The organism is Epilithonimonas sp. UC225_85, from assembly GCF_042695135.1.
GTDB lineage: Bacteria > Bacteroidota > Bacteroidia > Flavobacteriales > Weeksellaceae > Epilithonimonas.
In genome coordinates this window covers 263,919-283,950 of sequence record NZ_CP170547.1, presented here as the reverse complement: position 1 = coordinate 283,950, position 20,032 = coordinate 263,919, and the positions used below count along the sequence as shown (strand labels likewise).

Here is a 20,032-nt window from a genome sequence, read left to right as displayed (position 1 = left end):
GCTTTATATTTGGGAGAATTGACGGTGATAGCTATTATTTATCTTTTTTTGCTGAACATTCCCAAAATGAATTTTGCGCCTTCCCTTGCCAGAGTATTCAAAAAAGTTTTTCCGGCCCGGCTTTGTATGACCTGTTCGAACATTCCCGGTTCTTCTTTCGGCTGAGAGGTTCTTCCTCTGGTAGGTGTTGGGATTTCGGTCTGTGTATTGTCCTGTATTCTTTTATTCAGGATCTCGTAGGCACTTTCCTTGTCAATATTTTGTTCATATTTTCTTACCAGCGCCGAGTTTCTTGTCAATTCATCAATTTCCGAAGAAGTCAAAATATCCATTCTGCTCTCCGGCGAAATCAAATAAGTCTGGACCAATGGCGTTGGAATTCCTTTTTCATCAAGGGCTGTTACAAAAGCCTCGCCAATTCCCAGATTCTGGATCAATTGACTGGCGTTATAAAATTCGGTCGTTGGATAATTCTCCACCGCTTTGTCAATTTCTTTTTTGTCCTTTCCGGTGAAACCTCTCAATGCGTGCTGGATTTTTAGACCAAGCTGACTCAATATGTTTTCCGGCACATCACCCGGAATCTGTGTGATAAAATAAATTCCAATTCCCTTTGATCTGATCAGTTTTACCATTGTTTCGATCTGGGAAAGCAAAGTTTTGGACGCTTCATTGAAAAGCAAATGTGCTTCATCTATAAACAAAACCAACTTCGGTTTTCCGCTGTCGCCTTCTTCCGGAAACGTCATATAAATCTCTGCAAACAATGATAAAATGAAGGTTGAGAAGAGATTCGGCTTGCTTTGGATATCATCTACACGGAAAATATTGACTACGCCTTTTCCATCTCTCGTCTGCAAAAGATCCTCAACATCAAAACTTGGTTCACCGAAAAAAGCAGTTGCGCCCTGCTGTTCCATCGCAACAATTGATCGTAGAATTGCGCCCAACGATGCCGGCGCAATTGAGCCGTAATTATCAGCCAATTCCTTCTTACCAATTGGATTATCAGTTACATATTGAAGCACTTTTTTCAGATCATTCAAATCAACCAGAGGCAAAGCTTTGTCATCAGAGTATTTGAAAACGATGGACATTATACTTTGCTGGGTATCATTAAGTCCAAGAATTTTACTTAATAAAATAGGTCCGAACTCCAAGACTGTTGCTCTCAGTTTTACACCTTTTGCGCCGGAAATGGTCATTAGTTCTACAGGAAAATTCTGTGGAGAATAGGGTAATCCTGTTTTTGAATATCTTTCTTTAATATTATCATTTTCAACACCGGATTCGGCGATTCCGGATAGATCACCTTTAATATCCATTACTAAAGTCGGGATTCCTGCGTGAGATAATTGTTCTACGAAAACCTGCAGTGTCTTGGTTTTTCCAGTTCCTGTTGCGCCGGCAATGAGGCCGTGCCTGTTAACAGTTTTCAGTGGAATAGAGACATTAACTTCTGTGATTATTTCACCGTTTAGCATTCCTTTTCCAAGAATGATGTGTTCTCCTTTCGGGTTATATTTTGCGTTGAGATCGGTTATGAATTTTTCTTTATCAGCCATCGTTTGGTTTTTCAATGCTTAAATTTAAAAATAATTTTCAGAACCGGTTTTAAAACTTGAACTAATTACATAGCAATCCTAAGTTTTTATTTGATATAAATTATCTTTGTAGTCAAATGGCTTTGTATGCGCGCTTACAACACAAAAAATTTCCTGAAAATCCTGATCAGTCTTCATAAAAGTGATACGCTGAGCATCCTTTTTCCAACAATGCTGCTAGTAGGAATCTACTCTTACGGGATGTATTATCTGGAAATCGAATATCTGCATCTGACATCAAAATCAACAGTAAGCCATATTGGAATGCTACATTCTCTTCTGGGATTTGTTTTGTCTTTGTTGCTGGTTTTCCGAACGAATACTGCGTATGACCGCTGGTGGGAAGGAAGGAAACTTTGGGGAAAATTGATGAATGACAGCAGAAATTTTATGATCAAGATCAGCAGTATTCTGGATGATAAGGATCTTAAAACGAAAACTCAGATTGCAAAATATCTCAAATTTTTCCCTCACTTATTAGCAACTCATCTTTCGAAGGAAGCTACGGGACTGGTTCTGGATGAAGATTTTGAAGATCTGAGAAAGGAACTGAAACATCATCCGCCGGCAGAATTGGTTTTTCTCTTGACCAGGAAACTTTTTCACCTCAAAAAAGAAGGAAAGATATCTGATACGGAAATGTTATTTCTAGATACTCAATTGTCTGGTTTTCTTGATGTTTGCGGCGGTTGCGAGAGAATTAAAAATACCCCGATTCCATATTCTTATTCATCTTTTATCAAAAAATTCATTGTTTTTTACGTATTGGCGCTTCCGATTGCGAATGTTGTCAATCTTGGATTTTTTATGATTCCGATTACGATGTTTGTCTATTATGTTTTGATGAGTCTGGAACTGATTGCCGAAGAAATAGAAGATCCGTTCAATAACGATGAAAATGATATCCCGATGGAATCAATCGCACAAAATATCGAAAGAAACATTGATTTAATTTTAAATAAATCTTAACCGTGACAAAAAAATTAAAACTCGAAGAGTTAGGACGTATTGACGTTGAAACTTTTAAAAAAATAGAAAAAATCCCTTTAGTTATAGTTCTTGACAGCGTGAGAAGTATGCACAATGTTGGTGCAATCTTCCGAACCGGCGATGCTTTTTTGATTCAGAAAGTTGTGCTTTGCGGCATCACACCTCAGCCACCTCACCGAGAAATTCATAAAGCCGCGCTTGGAGCAACTGAAAGTGTGGACTGGATCTACGAGCAAGATATCAATGTGGCGATTGAAAATATTAAGAAAGATAATTTCAATATCATCGGAATCGAACAGACGTCAGACAGTCGGATGATTTCTGATTTTGAAATTAAATCTGATGAAAAATATGCTTTGATTTTAGGAAATGAAGTCGATGGAATAAGCGACGAAGCTTTACCAAACGTAGATGTTTTCTTAGAAATTCCTCAGTTGGGAACCAAACATTCTTTGAACGTTAGTGTCTGTGGTGGGATTGTAATCTGGGAATTTGCGAAAGCTTTAGGTCTTTAATTAATATCAATTTTGCGCAAAGTTCTAATTTTAAAAAGAATCTGCAACAGATTTTTTAAAGCATAATCTTCTTAAATAATCTTTTGTTTTCTTTAAATATGATATTAATTAATAAATCTTTGCGTTTAATAAATATACAAGAGATTATAAAATAAAAAACTGCAAACACAATGAAGTGCTGCAGTTTGAAATAAATCTAATAAAAAGTAAAAATGAAAGGCGACAAAGATATATTTTTTGTTTGATACAAAGCAATACTTTTTATAAAAATTTATAATTTTTTTTAAAACCTTTTCCCGGTAGGGATTTTTTGTAAATTAGCATAATGTTTATAAAAGACTACATCTCCAAAGATTATCCCGCTTTCAGCAGAAAAGATTCTATAGAAGAAGCTTCTGAAGTTGCCAAAGAATTCGGGTATTCTCATGTTTTCATTGTCAGCAAAGGTGTTTTCCTTGGCGGACTCAGTCAGTCTTTTCTGGAAGACAGCCCGGAAGGAAAACTAGATAGTCTCAATATTCATTATGAAAGGTTTGCGATTATAGAGGACAGCAGTATTCTTGACAGTATAAAGCTTTTCCATACTTTCAATGCGAATGTAATCCCGGTAATTTCCAAGGAAGAAAAATATCTGGGATACATTTCCTGTGATGACATCTTCAATGAGTTTTCAAAGTATCCTTTGTTTTCCGAGAATGGCGCAATTTTGACGATTCAGACGACTGGTTTGCATTATTCTATGACAGAGATCTCTCAGATTGTGGAAAGTAACAATGCAAAGATCTATGGAACTTTCATCAGTGCCATCAAAGAAGACAGCATAGAAATTACCCTCAAAATCAGTAATGAAAATCTGAGTTCAATAGACGAAACCTTTGAGAGATATGGCTACAATGTAGTAAATAAACATTATGACGATGAGAAAGAAGAACTGTTGAAAGACCGTTTCGGGTTTTTTCAGAAATTTTTGGAGATATAATTTATGAAGGCAGCTATCTATTCTCAAAAAAAAGACCTTGATACGTTTCTGTATCTCAACAAGTTCATTTCTGAATTGGCGCTCAGAGATGTTTCGGTGGTTCTTCATTCTGATATGGCTGAAAGACTCAATTTTTCTAAGGATTTCGAAACGTTTTCCTGTAAGGATGAACTTAGGGATAAAAATGTCAATATCGTTTTCAGTTTTGGAGGCGATGGGACAATTCTCAATGCTTTGACTTTCATTCAGGATCTAGAAATTCCGATTATTGGTGTTAATACGGGACGATTAGGATTCTTAGCAAATTTCAGAAAGGATCAGATCTTTGACGAATTGGATTCTATTATTCTCGAAAAAAATTATAATATTAGCGAACGATCAGTCATCAAGATCTCTACGAATATAGAAAACGGGATCGATTTTCCTTTTGCCCTTAACGATGTCAGTCTTTCAAGAAAAGAGACAACATCAATGATCACTGTTGAATCTTACATCAATGATGATTTCCTGAATGTTTTCTGGGGCGATGGATTAATTGTTTCAACGCCAACTGGTTCTACGGCTTATTCTTTAAGTTGCGGCGGACCGATTATTTCGCCGGCCAATGATAATTTTGTTATCACACCAATTGCTCCACATAATTTGAATGTTCGCCCACTCATTGTAAAAGATGATGCGAAAATCAGATTAATTGTGGAAAGCCGGGTTCAGGAATATACTTTAGCTTTGGATTCCAGGCTTTATCATATGGAAGTCGGGAGTGAAATTACCATAGAAAAAGCAGATTTCTCCCTATTTCTCATCAAACCCAAAAAATTCAGTTTCTACGAAACCATTCGCCAAAAATTACTTTGGGGAAATGATAAAAGGAATTAGCACATAAAATATTAGTCTTTGCATAAGACTAAAAATTCAAAACTTTAAATTGTTAATAATTTAGTAACTTTACCGTTCAAAAAAAATCTTAAAAATATATTCAAAATGAGCAGAAAATTTCCGGCAGGAGTTGCCACTGGTTCTTTAGTAACAGAAATATTCGATTATGCCAAAGAGAAGCAATTTGCGCTTCCGGCAGCTAACGTAATAGGGTCTAGTAATGTAAACGCAACTTTGGAAACTGCTGCGAAACTGAATGCACCTGTAATCATTCAATTTTCTAATGGCGGTTCTATCTTCAACGCTGGAAAAAGCCTGAACAATGATAATCAAAGAGCGGCAGTTTTAGGAGCTGTTGCCGGAGCAAAGCATATTCACACTTTGGCTGAGGCTTACGGAGCTACAGTTATTCTTCATACAGATCACTGTGCTAAAAAACTTTTACCTTGGGTAGATGGTCTTTTAGACGCCAGTGAAGAGTATTACAAACAAAACGGAAAATCTCTATATTCTTCCCACATGTTGGATTTCTCAGAAGAGCCAATTGAAGAAAACCTGGAGCTTTCTGCAAAATATTTCGAAAGAATGGCGAAAATGGAAATGACGCTTGAAATCGAATTAGGTGTAACAGGAGGTGAGGAGGATGGTGTTGACAACTCTGATGTTGACAGCTCAAAACTTTATACTCAGCCAGAAGAAGTAGCGCACGCTTACGAAGTTCTGAAAAATATCTCTGACAATTTCACCATTGCAGCAGCTTTCGGAAACGTACACGGTGTTTATAAACCAGGAAACGTAAAACTGACACCGAAAATCCTTGACAATTCTCAGAAATATGTTCAGCAAAAATTCGGATTGGGAGAGAAACCAGTGAATTTCGTATTCCACGGTGGATCAGGTTCTACTTTAATGGAAATCCGTGAAGCAATTGGTTACGGTGTTGTAAAAATGAACATCGATACAGATTTACAATTCGGTTACACTGAAGGAATCAGAGATTATATGACAGAGAAAATCGAATATCTACGTCATCAGATCGGAAACCCGACCGGAGCAGATGCACCGAACAAGAAATTCTATGACCCAAGAGTTTGGGTAAGAAAAGGAGAAGAGACTTATATTAAAAGATTGACTCAGGCTTTTGAAGACCTGAACAATATTAATACACTTTAAAATATTTGTAAAAAGTAAACAGTACAAAGTATAATGTATTTCTCATAACATTGCTTTGTACTTTGTACATTCTACATTCTACATAATATAGAGAAAATGGCATTTGATTGGTTTAAAAGGAAAGGACAAAACATTACCACTTCTACGGAAGACAAAAAAGACGTTCCAAAAGGACTTTGGCATAAGACGCCAACAGGCAAAATTATAGAAGCTGAAGAACTGAGAGCTAATAATTTTGTGTCCCCGGAAGATGGTTTCCACGTAAGGATCGGAAGTAGAGAATATTTTGATATGCTTTTTGATGATCAGAAATTCAAGGAATTGGATGCTGATGTGGAAAGTGTGGATATCCTGAAATTCAAAGATACCAAATCTTACACAGACCGTCTGAAAGAAGTGAAGTCCAAAACCAAACTCACCGATTCTATCCGTAATGCGACAGGGAAAGTGAATGGTGTGGAAATGGTGGTTTCCTGTATGGATTTTGCTTTCATTGGTGGATCTTTAGGGTCTGTAATGGGCGAGAAAATCCGCAGAGCAATTGACTATTGTATCAAAAACAAATTACCATATATGATCATTTGTCAGTCAGGTGGAGCTAGAATGCAGGAAGCTGCTTATTCTCTAATGCAATTGGCGAAAGTTCAGGCAAAGCTGGTTCAGCTTTCTGATGCCGGTTTGCCATACATTGCTTATTTAACGGATCCAACTTTTGGAGGGATTACCGCTTCTTTTGCAATGACTGCTGACCTGATTGTTGCTGAACCAACCGCATTGATCGGATTTGCAGGACCAAGAGTAATTCGTGAAACCATTGGTAAAGATTTACCGGAAGGTTTTCAAACTTCGGAGTTTTTGCAGGAAAAAGGTTTTGTAGATTTCATCGTGAAAAGAACTGAGATCAAACAGCAAGTTTCAAGAGCAGTAAAACTTTTGATCCACGAATATCATTAACTAAGTTATTGAACAAAAAATATACTCTCTCAAATCTGGGAGAGTTTTTTATTGATGAGATTTATAGGCATATTTTTCAGAGCATTAAAATCCTTAACCTTTAATAAATTATTGAAGGTTTTTTCCATTGGATTCATGCATCCGTTGTTTGCGTTTCTTTATACTTATGCAAGTGTCAAAGCTTTCAAAATAGCAAAAGAATTGTATCCGGAATCCAATTCCAACAGTGGTATCGGAAACGCTTTCCGACACGCTTACTGGTGCTGTATTATTATGATGTATTTCTGCAAAGTTTCTTCACCGGAAAAGTCTTTAAAATGGTGTAAGAGGTTAACTGATATGCACGAAGATCTTTTCCCGAACAAACCTCTGGAAACCAAAATGGATCTACATAACAATCAACTTGGAATGGATTATTTTATGAGTCTTTTGCCGAGCGTTCACCGCCAGTTTTTTGAAAGCACTTTTTTCATTGAGGAGCTTCAGAAAAAAACAAAAGATGCGGTTTTGATAACTTCGGTTGATGAAGAAGTTGCTAGAGATATCTTGATCTACTTAGAATAAAAAAGAACGCTCAAAAGGCGTTCTTTTCAATTATTAATTCCAAATGAAATTTATTTCTTGATGAATTTCTTAGTCGTCGTTTTTCCGTTTTCAAAAGTTATTTTGATAAAATAATTTCCTTTTGTTAAACGGGAAACATCTACTGTATTTTCCTTGGTTTCAGAAATTTTCTGTCCTGTGATAGATAAAACCTCTACCGATTTCAAAGCGTTTTCTGTATGGATCTTAATGAATTTATCAGCCGGATTTGGTCCGAAAGAAAAATCTGTTTTACCAAAATCATTGACAGCCAAAGTATTGTTGGACTTATTAACACATCTCACAGAATAGCCGAAGCTTTTTGCATCGCCGCCAAAACCTGTTGTACTGGATGCTGCTGCTCCTAAATAAACGTAACGGTAAAAATTAGGATTGGCACTTGCAGATTTTGTCCAGATATAGGCACGAGTTCCTTCGAAAGCCCAGGAAGCGTCTTTTCGGGAGCCTGCTCCGGCAATTTTAAGATTACTTTCAAAACCTCTTACTATTCCGCCAGTAGTTGCTCCAGCCGGTTTTGGAAAGATATTTTCTTTAGTCATGACAAGATCCCAATCAGCTTCTGACGGCATTTCCCAATTGTCACCAATAGCTTTGCAAGGATCTATTCCGTTGTGTTCAGTCACTTCGGAAAGGTTTTTTGCAGACCAGGTATCGTTTTGATCGGGATTGGCAAACCAACCTGTATAATTAGAAGACCAGGGCGTTCCTCCTCCGATATAAAAAATTGAGGTTCCGTTTCCCAAACCAACAGGATTATTTGGCGTTGGATAAGTTTCGCTGGTTTGGGAAGTTTTTAATTGATGGCCATCATCCCAGCGTCCGTATTGGAAATAGTCGCCACGAGCACCTTCATCAGCAATAGTTGTCGCTACATTTGAGCTTCCAAGGTTTTGTTGTAGCCATTCATATCCGTCGGCTGCTCTCACGGTTTTATAGGATACGGTTTTGTTTAGGTAAGTTAAACTTACACATCCATTATCACCGACATTATTTCCCGCAGTTTGAGGGGTACAGTTCTGGGCTTTTACATTAATGACTAATCCTAATAATCCTAAATAAAGATATTTGTTAAGCATATAATTTAATTTTTTTGCAAACTTATTTATTTAGAACTAATAAAAATAACAAAATGATTTAAATCATAATAAGGGGATATGAAGGTTTTTGCTTTATGGGATTGACTTACAGTCTATTTTGTTTGTTGTTTAATTTTGATGATTTTGCAGCATAATCGAAATTTTATTGAATAGTAAAAAAATTGACGATTCATAAGAATCGCCAACTTAAAAAAACTAGATATAAAATAGGAAGTTTTACCACGCTTTCACAGCACCTCCTTTGAAGGTTTGCTTGGCAACGGATTCTACTTCCGGAGATTGATATGCTTTTACAAACTTTTTAATCCTTTCATCATTTTTATTGTCTTCTCTTGAAACGATCAGGTTTGCATAAGGAGACTCTTTATCTTCCGTGAGCAAACCTTCTTTTTCAGGATCAAGCCCTGCCTGAGCCGCAAAATTATTATTGATGATCGCCAGCACAACTTCCTTATCTTCCAAAACTCTTGGGATCTGTGGTGCTTCCAATTCCAGGATTCTGAAATTTTTAGGATTTTCTGTAATGTCGGTCACTTTTGGAAGCAAGCCAACGCCGTCTTTTAATTTAATTAAACCTTGTTTTTGAAGTAATAAAAGTGATCTTCCGCCATTGGTCGGGTCATTTGGAATTACTATCGTTTGTCCGGGTTTAAGGTCAGATATTGATTTTATCTTTTTGGAATAAGCTACAATTGGATAGACAAAAGTTTTCCCGACAACCGCCAGTTTGTAACCACGTTGTCTGGATTGTTCTTGCAGGTAAGGCAGATGTTGAAAAGCGTTGGCATCCACATCACCTTGGTTTAAAGCTTCATTCGGAACTACATAATCGTTGAATGTTACCAATTCTACATCAAGACCATATTTTTCTTTAGCTACTTTTTTGGCTGCTTCTGCCAGACTTTGTTCCGGACCGGAAGCGATACCTACTTTTAAAACATTCGGATTTGACTCTTTTTTGTTACACGCTGATAATGTGATGATAGCAAATGCCAGAGCAATTATTTTAAATTTATTCATTTTTAATTTTTTATCTGTGATTGAACTTTTTTGATAGGAAATCTCCTGCAATCTGAATGATGAATACAAGAATTATCAGTAAAACTAAAACGGCATTCATCACCGCAAAATCGTAGCCGATATATCCGTATTGATATCCGACCTGTCCCAATCCGCCGGCACCAACTGCGCCACCCATTGCAGAATAACCGACAAGCGTAATCAATGTAATACTGACATTATTGATAAGTGAAGGCAATGCTTCCGGCAAAAGAACTTTTCTGATGATCTGAAGAGGTTTTGCGCCCATCGATCTTGCAGCTTCTATCAATCCTGACGGGATTTCCAGCAAACTGTTTTCTACCAATCGTGCAATAAATGGTGCGGAACCAACACTCAGAGGAACCAAAGCTGCCGCAACACCAATGGAAGTTCCTACAATCGTTCTCGTAAACGGAATCATCCAGACAATCAAAATAATAAAAGGAATCGAACGGAAAATATTAACTATCACAGAAACAATTTGATGAGAAACTTTATTCTCCAGCAATTGGCCTTTTCTCGTGAGAAATAAAAATATTCCAGTTGGCAATCCCAAAATAAATCCAAAAAATCCGGAAACCAAGGTCATCACGATCGTCTCTATTGTCCCCTGAAATAACAAATTGATAATACTATCCGACATAACCTAAAATTTCTGTGTTAGAATATTCATTTTCCAAATAAGCCAAAGCCTCGTTGATGTTTTCACCTTGCAATTCCACAAGTAAAACCCCGAAACTCAGATTGCCTACATATTCCAATTGAGCGCTGATTACCTTTGCTTTAACCTGAAATTTTTCAAACAAATTACTGATCACAAAACTCTGGTCATTACTTCCTGTAAGCATAAATTTCACCAATGGATTATTATTTCCGTTATCGATTTTGCTGAGAGAATTTTGGTAAACCAAAGGCAATTCCACATTCAAAGAAGACTGGATAAATCCTTTGGTAATTTCCTCTTGCGGATTGGTGAAAATCTGTTCAATATTGCCCTGTTCCACCAATTTTCCGTGATCAATGACCGCTACTTTATCGCAGATCGTTTTGATGACTTCCATTTCGTGCGTGATCAGAAGGATGGTCAAATTCAGTTTTTGATTAATGGATTTCAGCAATTTCAAAATCGATTTTGTGGTTGCTGGATCCAAAGCACTTGTCGCCTCGTCACAAAGCAGAACTTTCGGGTCGTTTGCCAACGCTCTTGCAATCGCCACTCTTTGTTTTTGTCCACCGGAAAGATTGGCGGGATAATCTTTTGCTTTGTCATTCAATCCAACAAGTTCCAGAAGACTATTTACTTTTTCCTTAATCTCAGACTTAGATTTTCCTTCCAGTTCCAGAGGAAAAGCAATGTTTTCAAAAACCGTTCGTGAAGATAACAAATTGAAATGCTGGAAGATCATTGCAATCTTTCTTCGTTCCAACGTCAGTTGAGAATCAGAAAGTTTGGTCAATTCAATATTGTCAACAATTACTTTACCGTCATTCGGTTTTTCGAGGAGATTTACGCAACGGATGAGCGTACTTTTTCCGGCACCGGAAGTTCCGATGACACCAAAGATCTCGCCTTTTTCCACCGTCAAAGAAACGTCTGCCAAAGCCTGGATCGTTTTATTTTTGGTCTTAAAACTTTTGGTAACGTTTAAAAGTTCTATCATTTTTTATCAATTAATTAAAATAAAAAACCTTTCAAATGGGATTATGAAAGGTTTTCGAAATAAACACACTATCCTCTACATCATTATATCTCTCAGAAATATATTACTGCAACAAACAAAACAAAATTTCAACATTGATAGTGTTAAAAAAAGCCTCCGCAAAGGTATAAATTCAATTCATACTAAACAAGTATAATTTGGATTTATGACAAAAATCAGTTTTAAAAACTGAGTGGTAAATAAAAATTTAAGAAGTATAAAACCATAATGTTGTCATTCCCTAGGAATCTCAACTAAAATGATTTCTACAATGTTTGCTTAGATTCCTTACAGAATGACAATATTGTGTCTAATACTTTAAATAATTTCTAAAGCCCAACTCCTAAAATCTATTATCATTTTTCTTACATTTACTGAAATTAATTTCCAGAATGGTTCTAAGCAGGATTTGGTCGGCCTTCATCATCATCGCCATTGCGGTTGCGTCCATAAAATATTTCAGTTCCGAGAATTACAATCAGATCTTCAACGATATGGTTGTGGGAAAAGGCGGCGACACAATCCAGATTTCTCAAAAACCATTGGCCCAATTTTCTCCTGATATTCAGAGATCTTTGCAGGCGACTCCCGATTTTGAAGAAAATCACATTCATTACAAAATGGATTCCCTTCAAAACGTGAATATTTACAGAGTTGCAGAAACCGATGGCGTCATCGGTACCAGTGAGACAGCCGTAAACATCTGCCTGAAACTGATTGGAATTATGGCACTTTTTATGGGTTTTATGAGCATCGCCGAAAAAGCTAGCGGCATCAATTTCCTTAGCCGAATGATTCAGCCATTTTTCTCAAAACTATTTCCTGACATTCCAAAAAACCATCCTTCATTCGGACATATGATGCTGAATTTCAGTGCCAATTTATTAGGACTCGACAACGCTGCCACACCATTCGGACTCAAAGCAATGGAAAGCCTTCAAACCCTTAATCCTGATAAAGACAAAGCAAGCAACGCTCAAATTATGTTTCTATGCCTGCACGCCAGCGGACTTACATTGATTCCGGTTACAATAATCGCAATACGTGCATCGGCCAAAATACCGTCACAAACACCAACAGATATTTTTTTACCATGTATGATTGCAACATTTTGTGCAACGTTGGCAGCAATGACAATAGTTGCGATCAGACAAAAAATTAATCTGTTTCAACCAGTTATTTTGGCTTATGTAGGAGGTATTTCCGCAGTTATAGCTTTGCTGGTAATATATTTGGTCAAATTAAGTAAAGAGGAACTGGATTCTTTCAGTAAAGTATTAAGCAACGGTATTATCCTGTTGATTTTTCTGGCTATTGTTTTGGGAGCAGTTTACAAAAAAATTAATATTTTCGATGCTTTTATAGACGGTGCAAAAGAGGGTTTTACGGTTTGTATAAAGATAATTCCTTATTTGGTAGGAATGTTGATAGCAATCTCTCTATTAAGAACAAGCGGCGTTTTTGATGTAATTATAGACGGAATGAAATGGATTGCAAATGCATCTAATCTGGATACAAGATTTGTGGACGGACTGCCAACTGCGCTTATCAGGCCATTGTCAGGATCCGGAGCACGAGGAATGATGGTGGATACAATGAACACTTTCGGGGCAGATAGTTTTCCCGGAAGATTGTCAGCTATTCTCCAAGGCAGTTCTGATACTACTTTTTATGTAGTTGCTGTCTATTTTGGTTCAGTTGGGATTAAGAATACACGATATGCAATTGGATCGATGTTGTTGGCAGATCTTGTCGGTGTTGTAGTTTCGATAATACTGGCGTATTTATTTTTTGGATAAGAAATTATGATTCAGGATAAAGATTTTACATTAAGATTAATAAGACAACTCACACAAGCCTTGGAAAAATTACTTCTCGGAAAACCGGAAGAAAGTCTGATGCAGAAAGAATTGGATTTCGATTCTCTGATGAAGGATATTTTCAAAATGGATTTTACTGAAGTCTCATTAAAATCAAAAGAGGAGATTATAGAAATGGTAAAGCTTCGGGAATCTAAAGATCACGCAGATTACTACGAGATGCTTGGCAATGTTTTTATGTTTCATTTTCGGACAGAGGCTAAGGTTGATTTTGCAGAAAAAGCAAAAACTTTTTATGAACTTTATCTGCAAACCAGCGGGATATTCGCAATGCCAATCATCAACCGCATCAATGAATTAATTAGTGTGTTAAAATAAATTAAAATTGACCACTTTAGTAGGATTAAAATAAAAAATAATTCTTTTATTTGTATTTTTGGCGCGTTATCGAGAGAGCATTATGATTTTTAAAACTAAAAAGGACACGAAATACACTTATGTGGAAGCGGGTGAAGGTCATCCAATGGTGCTTTTGCATGGTTTGATGGGAGGGTTGAGCAACTTCGATAAGATGATTAACTTTTTCGCGGATAAGGGGTATCGTGTTATTGTTCCACAGTTGCCAATTTACGATTTGCCTATCCTTAATACCAATCTTACTTCGATTTCGAAATTTGTAGCTAAGTTTATTACTGATGTTATCGGAAAACCGGTGACCATTGTTGGTAATTCTATGGGCGGACATATAGGTTTGATCCTTACGATTTCCCGCCCGGAATTGGTTAAAAATTTGGTTTTAACTGGCAGTTCAGGCTTGTACGAGAGAACTTTTGGAGACAGCTTTCCCAGAAAAAGTGATAAAGAATATATCAAGAAAAAAACACAGGAGGTTTTTTATGACCCGATTGTTGCGACAGATGAGCTTGTAGATGAGGTATTTGCAGTTGTGAATGACAGAATGAAAGGCATCAAAACCGTAATGCTTGCGAGAAGTGCCATCAAACACAATATGCTGAATGATCTTCCGAAAATCACCTGCCCGACTTGCATCATCTGGGGAAGACAGGATAATGTTACGCCACCGGAAGTTGCAGAAGATATGCACAAATTTATCATCAACTCAGAACTGTATTGGATAGAAAAATGCGGCCACGCTGCGATGATGGAAAAGCCGGACGAGTTCAATGAAATTCTCTACAGTTGGCTGAAGAGAGTAATATAAAATAATATTTTATTAAATAAATTAAAACCATTAAGACATTGAGTTTTTCATTAAAATAATTTGATCTCTTAATGGTTTTATATGATATCAAAATGGTAATTAAAACCGCAGAATTTGTAAAAAGCAGCCAGAAATGGCAGGATTGTCCCGAACCAAAGATGCCGGAATATGCTTTCATAGGACGTTCCAATGTTGGGAAGTCATCTCTCATCAATGCAATGATGAATCACAAAGATCTTGCAAAAACATCCCAAACGCCAGGAAAAACACAACTCATCAATCATTTTTTGGTTAATGAAAGCTGGTTTCTGACGGATTTACCGGGATATGGTTATGCAAAAGTTTCCAAAAGCCTTAGAAAAGATTTTGAAAAGTTAATTACCAATTATATTCTGAACAGACAAAACCTTGTCAACCTTTTTGTCCTGATTGATACGCGTCTTGCTCCTCAGAAAATAGATCTGGAATTTATGCAGTGGTGTGGCGAAAGCAGCGTTCCTTTTTCCATTGTTTTCACAAAAGCAGATAAAATGAAACCGGGCGGAGCCGACAGAAACGTGGAAGCTTATAAAACTGAGCTGCTGAAAACCTGGGAAGATCTGCCGGAAATCTATGTTACTTCTGCTGAGAAGAAAATGGGAACGGATAATATTCTGAAATTTATCTCAGAAACCAATCAGTTTCTGATCAAAAATAAAGTACGATTCGATGATTAATGCGGATTGGAAAATTAAAACGTTTTCCGAACTTACTACAACAGAACTTTACCAGATTATCAAAGCCAGAGTCGATGTTTTTGTGGTAGAACAGGATTGCCCTTATCCCGATCTGGACGATTATGATCAAAAAGCCATTCATCTTTGGGCAGAAAAAGATAATGAAGTTTTAGCTTATTGCAGAATTTTTGACAAAGGTATCAAATATCCGGAAACCTCTATTGGCAGGGTTGTAACGACGGAAAAAGGAAGAGGAACAGGACTTGGAAAACAATTGATAAAATATGCTCTGGAAATCATAGAAAACCGGTTGGGAACTTCGGAAGTCCGGATTTCTGCTCAGGATTATCTGTTAAAATTCTATTCTGATTTCGGATTTCAGGATACTGGAAAAAAATACCTTGAAGACAATATTCCTCATACAGAAATGTTTAGAAAATAAAAATAGCCTAAAGCAAAACTTTAGGCTATTTTGGAAATGAAGTTTCTTAAGTCTGTGTTCTTACGGTTATTAATCTGTGGCAAAATTAGACACATAATTTCATATTTCCTTACGGGAAACCGTAAAAGCAGAAAAAATATTAAAATATTTCTAAATTATTCCTAAATCTTTACAATAAGCGATCAGTTGTTCGTTGTTTTTCGCGGTCAATGCAAGCTTCATCGCATTCATCCTTTTTTCGACACTGCTCAGGCTATTTGGATGGATATCTCTTTCCTGAAGGATTTGAGGAATGTTTTTTTGCAATATCCCGTCAGATAATAATTGAAGGAGAATGATATCATAATTGCTGAACTCCAGCGTGTTTATACTTTTGACAGGAAGTTTGAGGTCGTGAGAGATATAGGTTTCGTTATTGTAAATTGCTTCAATTGCTTTTTTCAGTTCCTTAGAGTCCGAGCGTGCCTTTCTTACAAATGCATTTATATTCAATTCGCTGAATAGCAGGTCAATAACTCCCAATCTGTGCTCTGCAGAAAAGACAATTACTTTTAGCTCCGGATAAAGATCCCGGCAAGATTTGATCAGTTCACGACCATTTTTTATAAGTTGTTTCCTGTGATCTTCTTCAAAAGAAAGATCAGTAATCAACACTTCATAAGGTACAAATTCCAACGATTTTTTTAGATAAGAAAACGCATCATCACAGTAATAGACATGATCTACGTTTGTGATTCTCAGTTCCTCCAAAACTTTCTGCACAGAAAAATTACTGCTCTCGTGATCTTCTGCAATTAATATTTTACTGAACATTTTCTAAAATTTGATTGATAATTTTAATCCACCGGAATTGTCTTCTGAAATTTCCAGCCTTCCATTCATTTTTTTTAACCGTGATCTCATATTTAAGAATCCATTTTTGGCGACAAAATCTTCCATAAGTCCAATTCCATTATCTATATATTTGATCTCCCGAAAATTATTTGCTTTTATAAATCTTAGAATCACCTGACTAGCCTGGCTGTGTTTTTTCATGTTGACAAGCAGTTCCCGGATGATCTGTAACAGTTCTTCTTTTGAATCAATAGTAACAGATTCCCAAAAATCAGGATCGTTCCCGACGATGATGATTTTAGTAGTTTCATTATCAAAGGAACTTATCAGCCCAAAAATCCTTTCGTTGAATTCCTGCTGCAGATTATTATCATAAGAGAGATCCCGGGATTTTTCGTACATCAGTTCCAGCTTATCCAGGATTTTTTCTTTTGGCAGATCTTTTTGGTTTTCAATAGTTGTCATTACTTCGTATATCCCGTTGGCAACCACATCGTGCACTTTTTTGGAAAAATCCAAACGTTGTTCTTGTAGGCTGTTTTTGGCTTGCGAAATCAGTTTTTGGCGTTTTCTTTTGATCCAAAGAAAAACGAAAACAGCAAAAATAAGAATTAGAACAATGACAGACCAAAACATCACTTTTTGCTGCAGCATCTTGTACTCATTAAGCGTTTTTTCTTTTTGGAGGTTCAAATTCTCTGCTTTTGATTTTTCGCTTTCAAAACGGATCAGCGCAAACTGATTTTTCGCTTTATTCTGAGCATTCACCAAACTATCTTGGATCCTGGAATATTCTTCAAAATATTTTTGAGACCCTCTACGATCCGATATTCTTATCAGATTTTGCAAAGCTTCTAATTGGTCAGCAGGATATTTTAATTTTTTGGCAAGTTCCAGCATTTTGATAGAGTACAATCTGGCAGAATCGGCATGTCTATTTAAGTAATAGGCAGATAAATAGGCGTATGCAGCATCTTTTGTCCATTCATCATCGAAGTTTTTGCTCAGCTTTTCAGCTAACAGATAATTGCTTACGGGATTATAATTTTGATCTGCAAACCACTTTGATCGAGAAAAATTCAGTAAAAGCTTTGGATAGAATTCACTCTTAGAGCCAATGCTGTCCAGTAATTTTTGGTAGATTGAAACAGCTTTTCCGTATTGTTTCTCGTCATGAAATACGATGGCAATATTGTTTGCGAGCATCATCTTATCAACAGGATCTTTCGTAAAAAGAAAAGCTTTGTCATAGAAGCGCTTTGCATCTGTATAGTTTTTCATATTGCAGGAAGCTACGCCCAGATTGTTATAATTGCAAAAAAGTACGGCGTGATGAGCGGTGTCTTTTTCTTTTAGAAATTTGGTCGCAACCAGGCTGGTCTCTATACTTCCAAAGTTGTCGCCGGCGTTTTCCTGAACGATAGCCATATTCATAAAGCTTTTACCTAAGCCAAAACTATCGTTCCTCTTTTGATATAAATCTTTTCCTTTACTGAGATAATAAAATGCGCTGTCCAGATCTTTATCAATAAAGACAAAAGCTTTTTCGTAAAAAGGATTGGTTTGTTTTTTTGTCGTTAATTGATGAGCAGCTTCTTTTTTAGAGCATCCAATTAAAATCAATAACAAAAAACAAATTATAGATTTGTACAAATTTTACAATTTATCCGAAATTTAAGAAAAAAGAGAATAAATGACTATTAATTAAACATAAAATGATTCTGAATGATTATTTTTGTTGAAAGTTCGAATATTTCAATGTCAATCAGTACTTTAGAACAGTATCTTCCGGAGAACACTTTTCCTTTTCTCAAAAAATGGTTTTCGGATTATTATATTCATATTAAAATTACCAAAAATAGGAATAGTAAGCTAGGAGATTATAGAAAATTACCGGACAAATCTCATCAGATTACAGTAAATTCTACGCTTGACAGACAGCTTTTCTTTTTTGTTTTGACCCATGAGTTGGCTCACCTTATTGCATTTGAGAAATTCAAAAACAGGATCAGTGCCCACGGAAAAGAATGGAAAGACACTTTTAGAGAAATGCTTTTAGATAGTATTGATATCTATACACCAGATCTTAGACCCATTATTATAAATTTCTCAAAAAACCCAAAAGCAAATTTTATGGCGAGTCCGGAACTTGTGCGATATTTCCATATAGAAAATCCTGAGGACAATTTTGTTTTTATTGAGGATTTGTTAATTAATGATAGATTTCGTTATAAAGAGGAAGAATATCGGCTGTTGGAAAAAAAGAAAAAGTTATATCTTTGCATCAATTCAAAAAATTCGAAAAAATATTTATTCCGTCCTCTCGCAAAGGTCGAAAAACTAACAATAGATGAACAAAAATAACTACTGTGTAATAATGGCCGGTGGAATCGGAAGCCGATTCTGGCCAATGAGTACTCAGAAATTACCAAAACAATTTCACGATATCCTAGGAACCGGGAGAACAATGATCCAGCAGACCTTTGACAGAATCAGTCAATTAATCCCGACAGAAAATATATATGTTATTACGAATCAGGAATATGTAGGACTCAGCCAACAGCAATTGCCAGAAATTCCAGTTGAAAATATTGTAGGAGAGCCTGCAATGAAAAATACTTCTGCCTGCAATCTGTATATGGCTAAAAAGATTGAAAATGTAAATCCAAATGCCAATATTATTGTAATGCCTGCCGACCATCTGATCCTGAAAGAAAAGGCGTTTCTGGAGAAAGTAGAATTAGCTTTTGAGATTACTTCAAACAATGATTATCTGGTTACACTGGGGATTACACCATCCAGACCGGATACAGGTTATGGTTATATTCAGTTTATTCAGGAAAATAATGAGGACTATTCCAAAGTAAAAACATTTACGGAAAAACCAGACCTTGACATTGCAAAAAGCTTTATCGAATCTGGTGATTTTCTCTGGAATGCCGGTATTTTTATATGGAGTACAAAAAGTATTCTTGCTGCGTTTAAAAAGTACCTTCCGGAAATGACAAATCAGTTTAACAACTGTGAGTTCAACTGTGCAGCAGAAAAGGAATGCATAGACCAGATTTATCCAACTGTCAGCAAAATATCTATTGACAACGGAATTTTAGAAAAAGCAAATAACGTGTATGTTATCCCGGCTAATCTTGGCTGGAGTGATTTGGGAACGTGGTCTTCGGTTTATGCCAATGCAAATAAGAACGATGATAACAACGCCATAAGTTCGAAAAATGTTCTGACTTATAACTCCAATGGTAATGTGATCAGGATCAAAAACCAAAACAAAGCAGCAGTGATAGATGGTTTAAAAAATTATATTATTGTGGATACAGAAAAAGCATTGCTTATCTGTCCAAGGGACAATGATCAACTCATTAAAGACTATGTTCTGGATCTGAAAAACCTGAAAAAAGGAGAACGATTTATATAATATAATTAATTCTTTAAAAAACATTTAACTCTTTGG

Annotated in this window: 21 protein-coding genes; 14 read left to right on the top strand and 7 right to left on the bottom strand. The window is 36.3% G+C overall.

From position 1 onward, the window contains the following. Positions 1-38 precede the first annotated feature (38 nt). A complete protein-coding gene (locus tag ACFJGY_RS01415; protein WP_379967223.1) occupies positions 39-1,565 on the bottom strand; it encodes a helicase HerA-like domain-containing protein in 1,527 nt (508 codons plus the stop codon). Between the two features lie 126 nt (positions 1,566-1,691). Between ACFJGY_RS01415 and ACFJGY_RS01410 the strand changes: the two genes are divergently transcribed. The 7 genes from ACFJGY_RS01410 (at position 1,692) to ACFJGY_RS01380 (ending at position 7,655) form a co-directional block, all read left to right on the top strand. After that, a complete protein-coding gene (locus ACFJGY_RS01410; RefSeq protein WP_379967220.1) occupies positions 1,692-2,573 on the top strand; it encodes a bestrophin family protein in 882 nt (293 codons plus the stop codon). A gap of 2 nt (positions 2,574-2,575) precedes the next feature. Next, entirely contained in the window at positions 2,576-3,109 is a 534-nt protein-coding gene (locus tag ACFJGY_RS01405; protein WP_379967217.1) for an RNA methyltransferase, read from the top strand. A 325-nt stretch (positions 3,110-3,434) separates the two neighbouring features. Next, complete coding sequence (locus tag ACFJGY_RS01400) at positions 3,435-4,088, top strand: CBS domain-containing protein (RefSeq protein WP_379967214.1); 654 nt, start codon at positions 3,435-3,437, stop codon at positions 4,086-4,088. A gap of 3 nt (positions 4,089-4,091) precedes the next feature. Beyond that, positions 4,092-4,964, top strand: a complete 873-nt coding sequence (locus tag ACFJGY_RS01395; RefSeq protein ID WP_379967211.1) for an NAD kinase — start codon at positions 4,092-4,094, stop codon at positions 4,962-4,964. Between the two features lie 105 nt (positions 4,965-5,069). Continuing rightward, positions 5,070-6,137, top strand: coding sequence for a class II fructose-bisphosphate aldolase (fbaA, locus tag ACFJGY_RS01390; protein ID WP_379967208.1), 1,068 nt, complete (start codon positions 5,070-5,072; stop codon positions 6,135-6,137). A 96-nt stretch (positions 6,138-6,233) separates the two neighbouring features. Continuing rightward, a complete protein-coding gene (accD, locus tag ACFJGY_RS01385) occupies positions 6,234-7,091 on the top strand; it encodes an acetyl-CoA carboxylase, carboxyltransferase subunit beta (protein WP_379967205.1) in 858 nt (285 codons plus the stop codon). 111 nt (positions 7,092-7,202) lie between these two features. Next, positions 7,203-7,655, top strand: coding sequence for a DUF6973 domain-containing protein (locus tag ACFJGY_RS01380; RefSeq protein WP_379967202.1), 453 nt, complete (start codon positions 7,203-7,205; stop codon positions 7,653-7,655). A gap of 50 nt (positions 7,656-7,705) precedes the next feature. Here ACFJGY_RS01380 and ACFJGY_RS01375 read toward each other — a convergent pair whose 3' ends face one another. The 4 genes from ACFJGY_RS01375 to ACFJGY_RS01360 all read right to left on the bottom strand — a co-directional run bounded on the left by ACFJGY_RS01375 (position 7,706) and on the right by ACFJGY_RS01360 (position 11,493). Further along, positions 7,706-8,770: a T9SS type A sorting domain-containing protein gene (locus ACFJGY_RS01375; RefSeq protein ID WP_379967199.1), complete on the bottom strand. Its 1,065-nt coding sequence runs from the start codon at positions 8,768-8,770 to the stop codon at positions 7,706-7,708. A gap of 237 nt (positions 8,771-9,007) precedes the next feature. Then, the gene (gene metQ, locus ACFJGY_RS01370; protein ID WP_379967196.1) at positions 9,008-9,811 is read right to left on the bottom strand and encodes a methionine ABC transporter substrate-binding lipoprotein MetQ; all 804 of its coding nucleotides are present in this window, start codon (positions 9,809-9,811) and stop codon (positions 9,008-9,010) included. A gap of 10 nt (positions 9,812-9,821) precedes the next feature. Then, entirely contained in the window at positions 9,822-10,475 is a 654-nt protein-coding gene (gene metI, locus ACFJGY_RS01365; protein ID WP_379967193.1) for a methionine ABC transporter permease MetI, read from the bottom strand. Continuing rightward, complete coding sequence (locus ACFJGY_RS01360; protein ID WP_379967190.1) at positions 10,465-11,493, bottom strand: methionine ABC transporter ATP-binding protein; 1,029 nt, start codon at positions 11,491-11,493, stop codon at positions 10,465-10,467. Before ACFJGY_RS01360 ends, metI begins: the two co-directional genes overlap by 11 nt. 431 nt (positions 11,494-11,924) lie before the next feature. On the opposite strand from ACFJGY_RS01360, the gene ACFJGY_RS01355 reads away from it, so the two are divergent. The 5 genes from ACFJGY_RS01355 to ACFJGY_RS01335 all read left to right on the top strand — a co-directional run bounded on the left by ACFJGY_RS01355 (position 11,925) and on the right by ACFJGY_RS01335 (position 15,732). Next, the gene (locus ACFJGY_RS01355; RefSeq protein WP_379967187.1) at positions 11,925-13,331 is read left to right on the top strand and encodes a nucleoside recognition domain-containing protein; all 1,407 of its coding nucleotides are present in this window, start codon (positions 11,925-11,927) and stop codon (positions 13,329-13,331) included. Positions 13,332-13,337: 6 nt separating this feature from the next. Further along, positions 13,338-13,730, top strand: coding sequence for a hypothetical protein (locus ACFJGY_RS01350; protein ID WP_379967184.1), 393 nt, complete (start codon positions 13,338-13,340; stop codon positions 13,728-13,730). Between the two features lie 82 nt (positions 13,731-13,812). After that, positions 13,813-14,574: an alpha/beta fold hydrolase gene (locus ACFJGY_RS01345; protein ID WP_379967181.1), complete on the top strand. Its 762-nt coding sequence runs from the start codon at positions 13,813-13,815 to the stop codon at positions 14,572-14,574. 92 nt (positions 14,575-14,666) lie between these two features. Further along, complete coding sequence (yihA, locus tag ACFJGY_RS01340) at positions 14,667-15,290, top strand: ribosome biogenesis GTP-binding protein YihA/YsxC (RefSeq protein WP_379967178.1); 624 nt, start codon at positions 14,667-14,669, stop codon at positions 15,288-15,290. After that, complete coding sequence (locus tag ACFJGY_RS01335; RefSeq protein ID WP_379967175.1) at positions 15,283-15,732, top strand: GNAT family N-acetyltransferase; 450 nt, start codon at positions 15,283-15,285, stop codon at positions 15,730-15,732. The genes yihA and ACFJGY_RS01335 overlap by 8 nt, the downstream gene beginning before the upstream one ends. 150 nt (positions 15,733-15,882) lie before the next feature. Here ACFJGY_RS01335 and ACFJGY_RS01330 read toward each other — a convergent pair whose 3' ends face one another. Continuing rightward, complete coding sequence (locus tag ACFJGY_RS01330; RefSeq protein WP_379967172.1) at positions 15,883-16,545, bottom strand: response regulator; 663 nt, start codon at positions 16,543-16,545, stop codon at positions 15,883-15,885. A gap of 3 nt (positions 16,546-16,548) precedes the next feature. Continuing rightward, positions 16,549-18,195, bottom strand: coding sequence for a sensor histidine kinase (locus tag ACFJGY_RS01325; RefSeq protein ID WP_379967169.1), 1,647 nt, complete (start codon positions 18,193-18,195; stop codon positions 16,549-16,551). 129 nt (positions 18,196-18,324) lie between these two features. Between ACFJGY_RS01325 and ACFJGY_RS01320 the strand changes: the two genes are divergently transcribed. Next, positions 18,325-18,930 carry a SprT-like domain-containing protein gene (locus ACFJGY_RS01320; RefSeq protein WP_379967166.1) on the top strand — a complete coding sequence of 202 codons (606 nt, stop codon included), beginning with the start codon at positions 18,325-18,327 and terminating at the stop codon, positions 18,928-18,930. After that, complete coding sequence (locus ACFJGY_RS01315) at positions 18,917-19,996, top strand: mannose-1-phosphate guanylyltransferase (protein ID WP_379967163.1); 1,080 nt, start codon at positions 18,917-18,919, stop codon at positions 19,994-19,996. Before ACFJGY_RS01320 ends, ACFJGY_RS01315 begins: the two co-directional genes overlap by 14 nt. Positions 19,997-20,032: the final 36 nt, after the last annotated feature.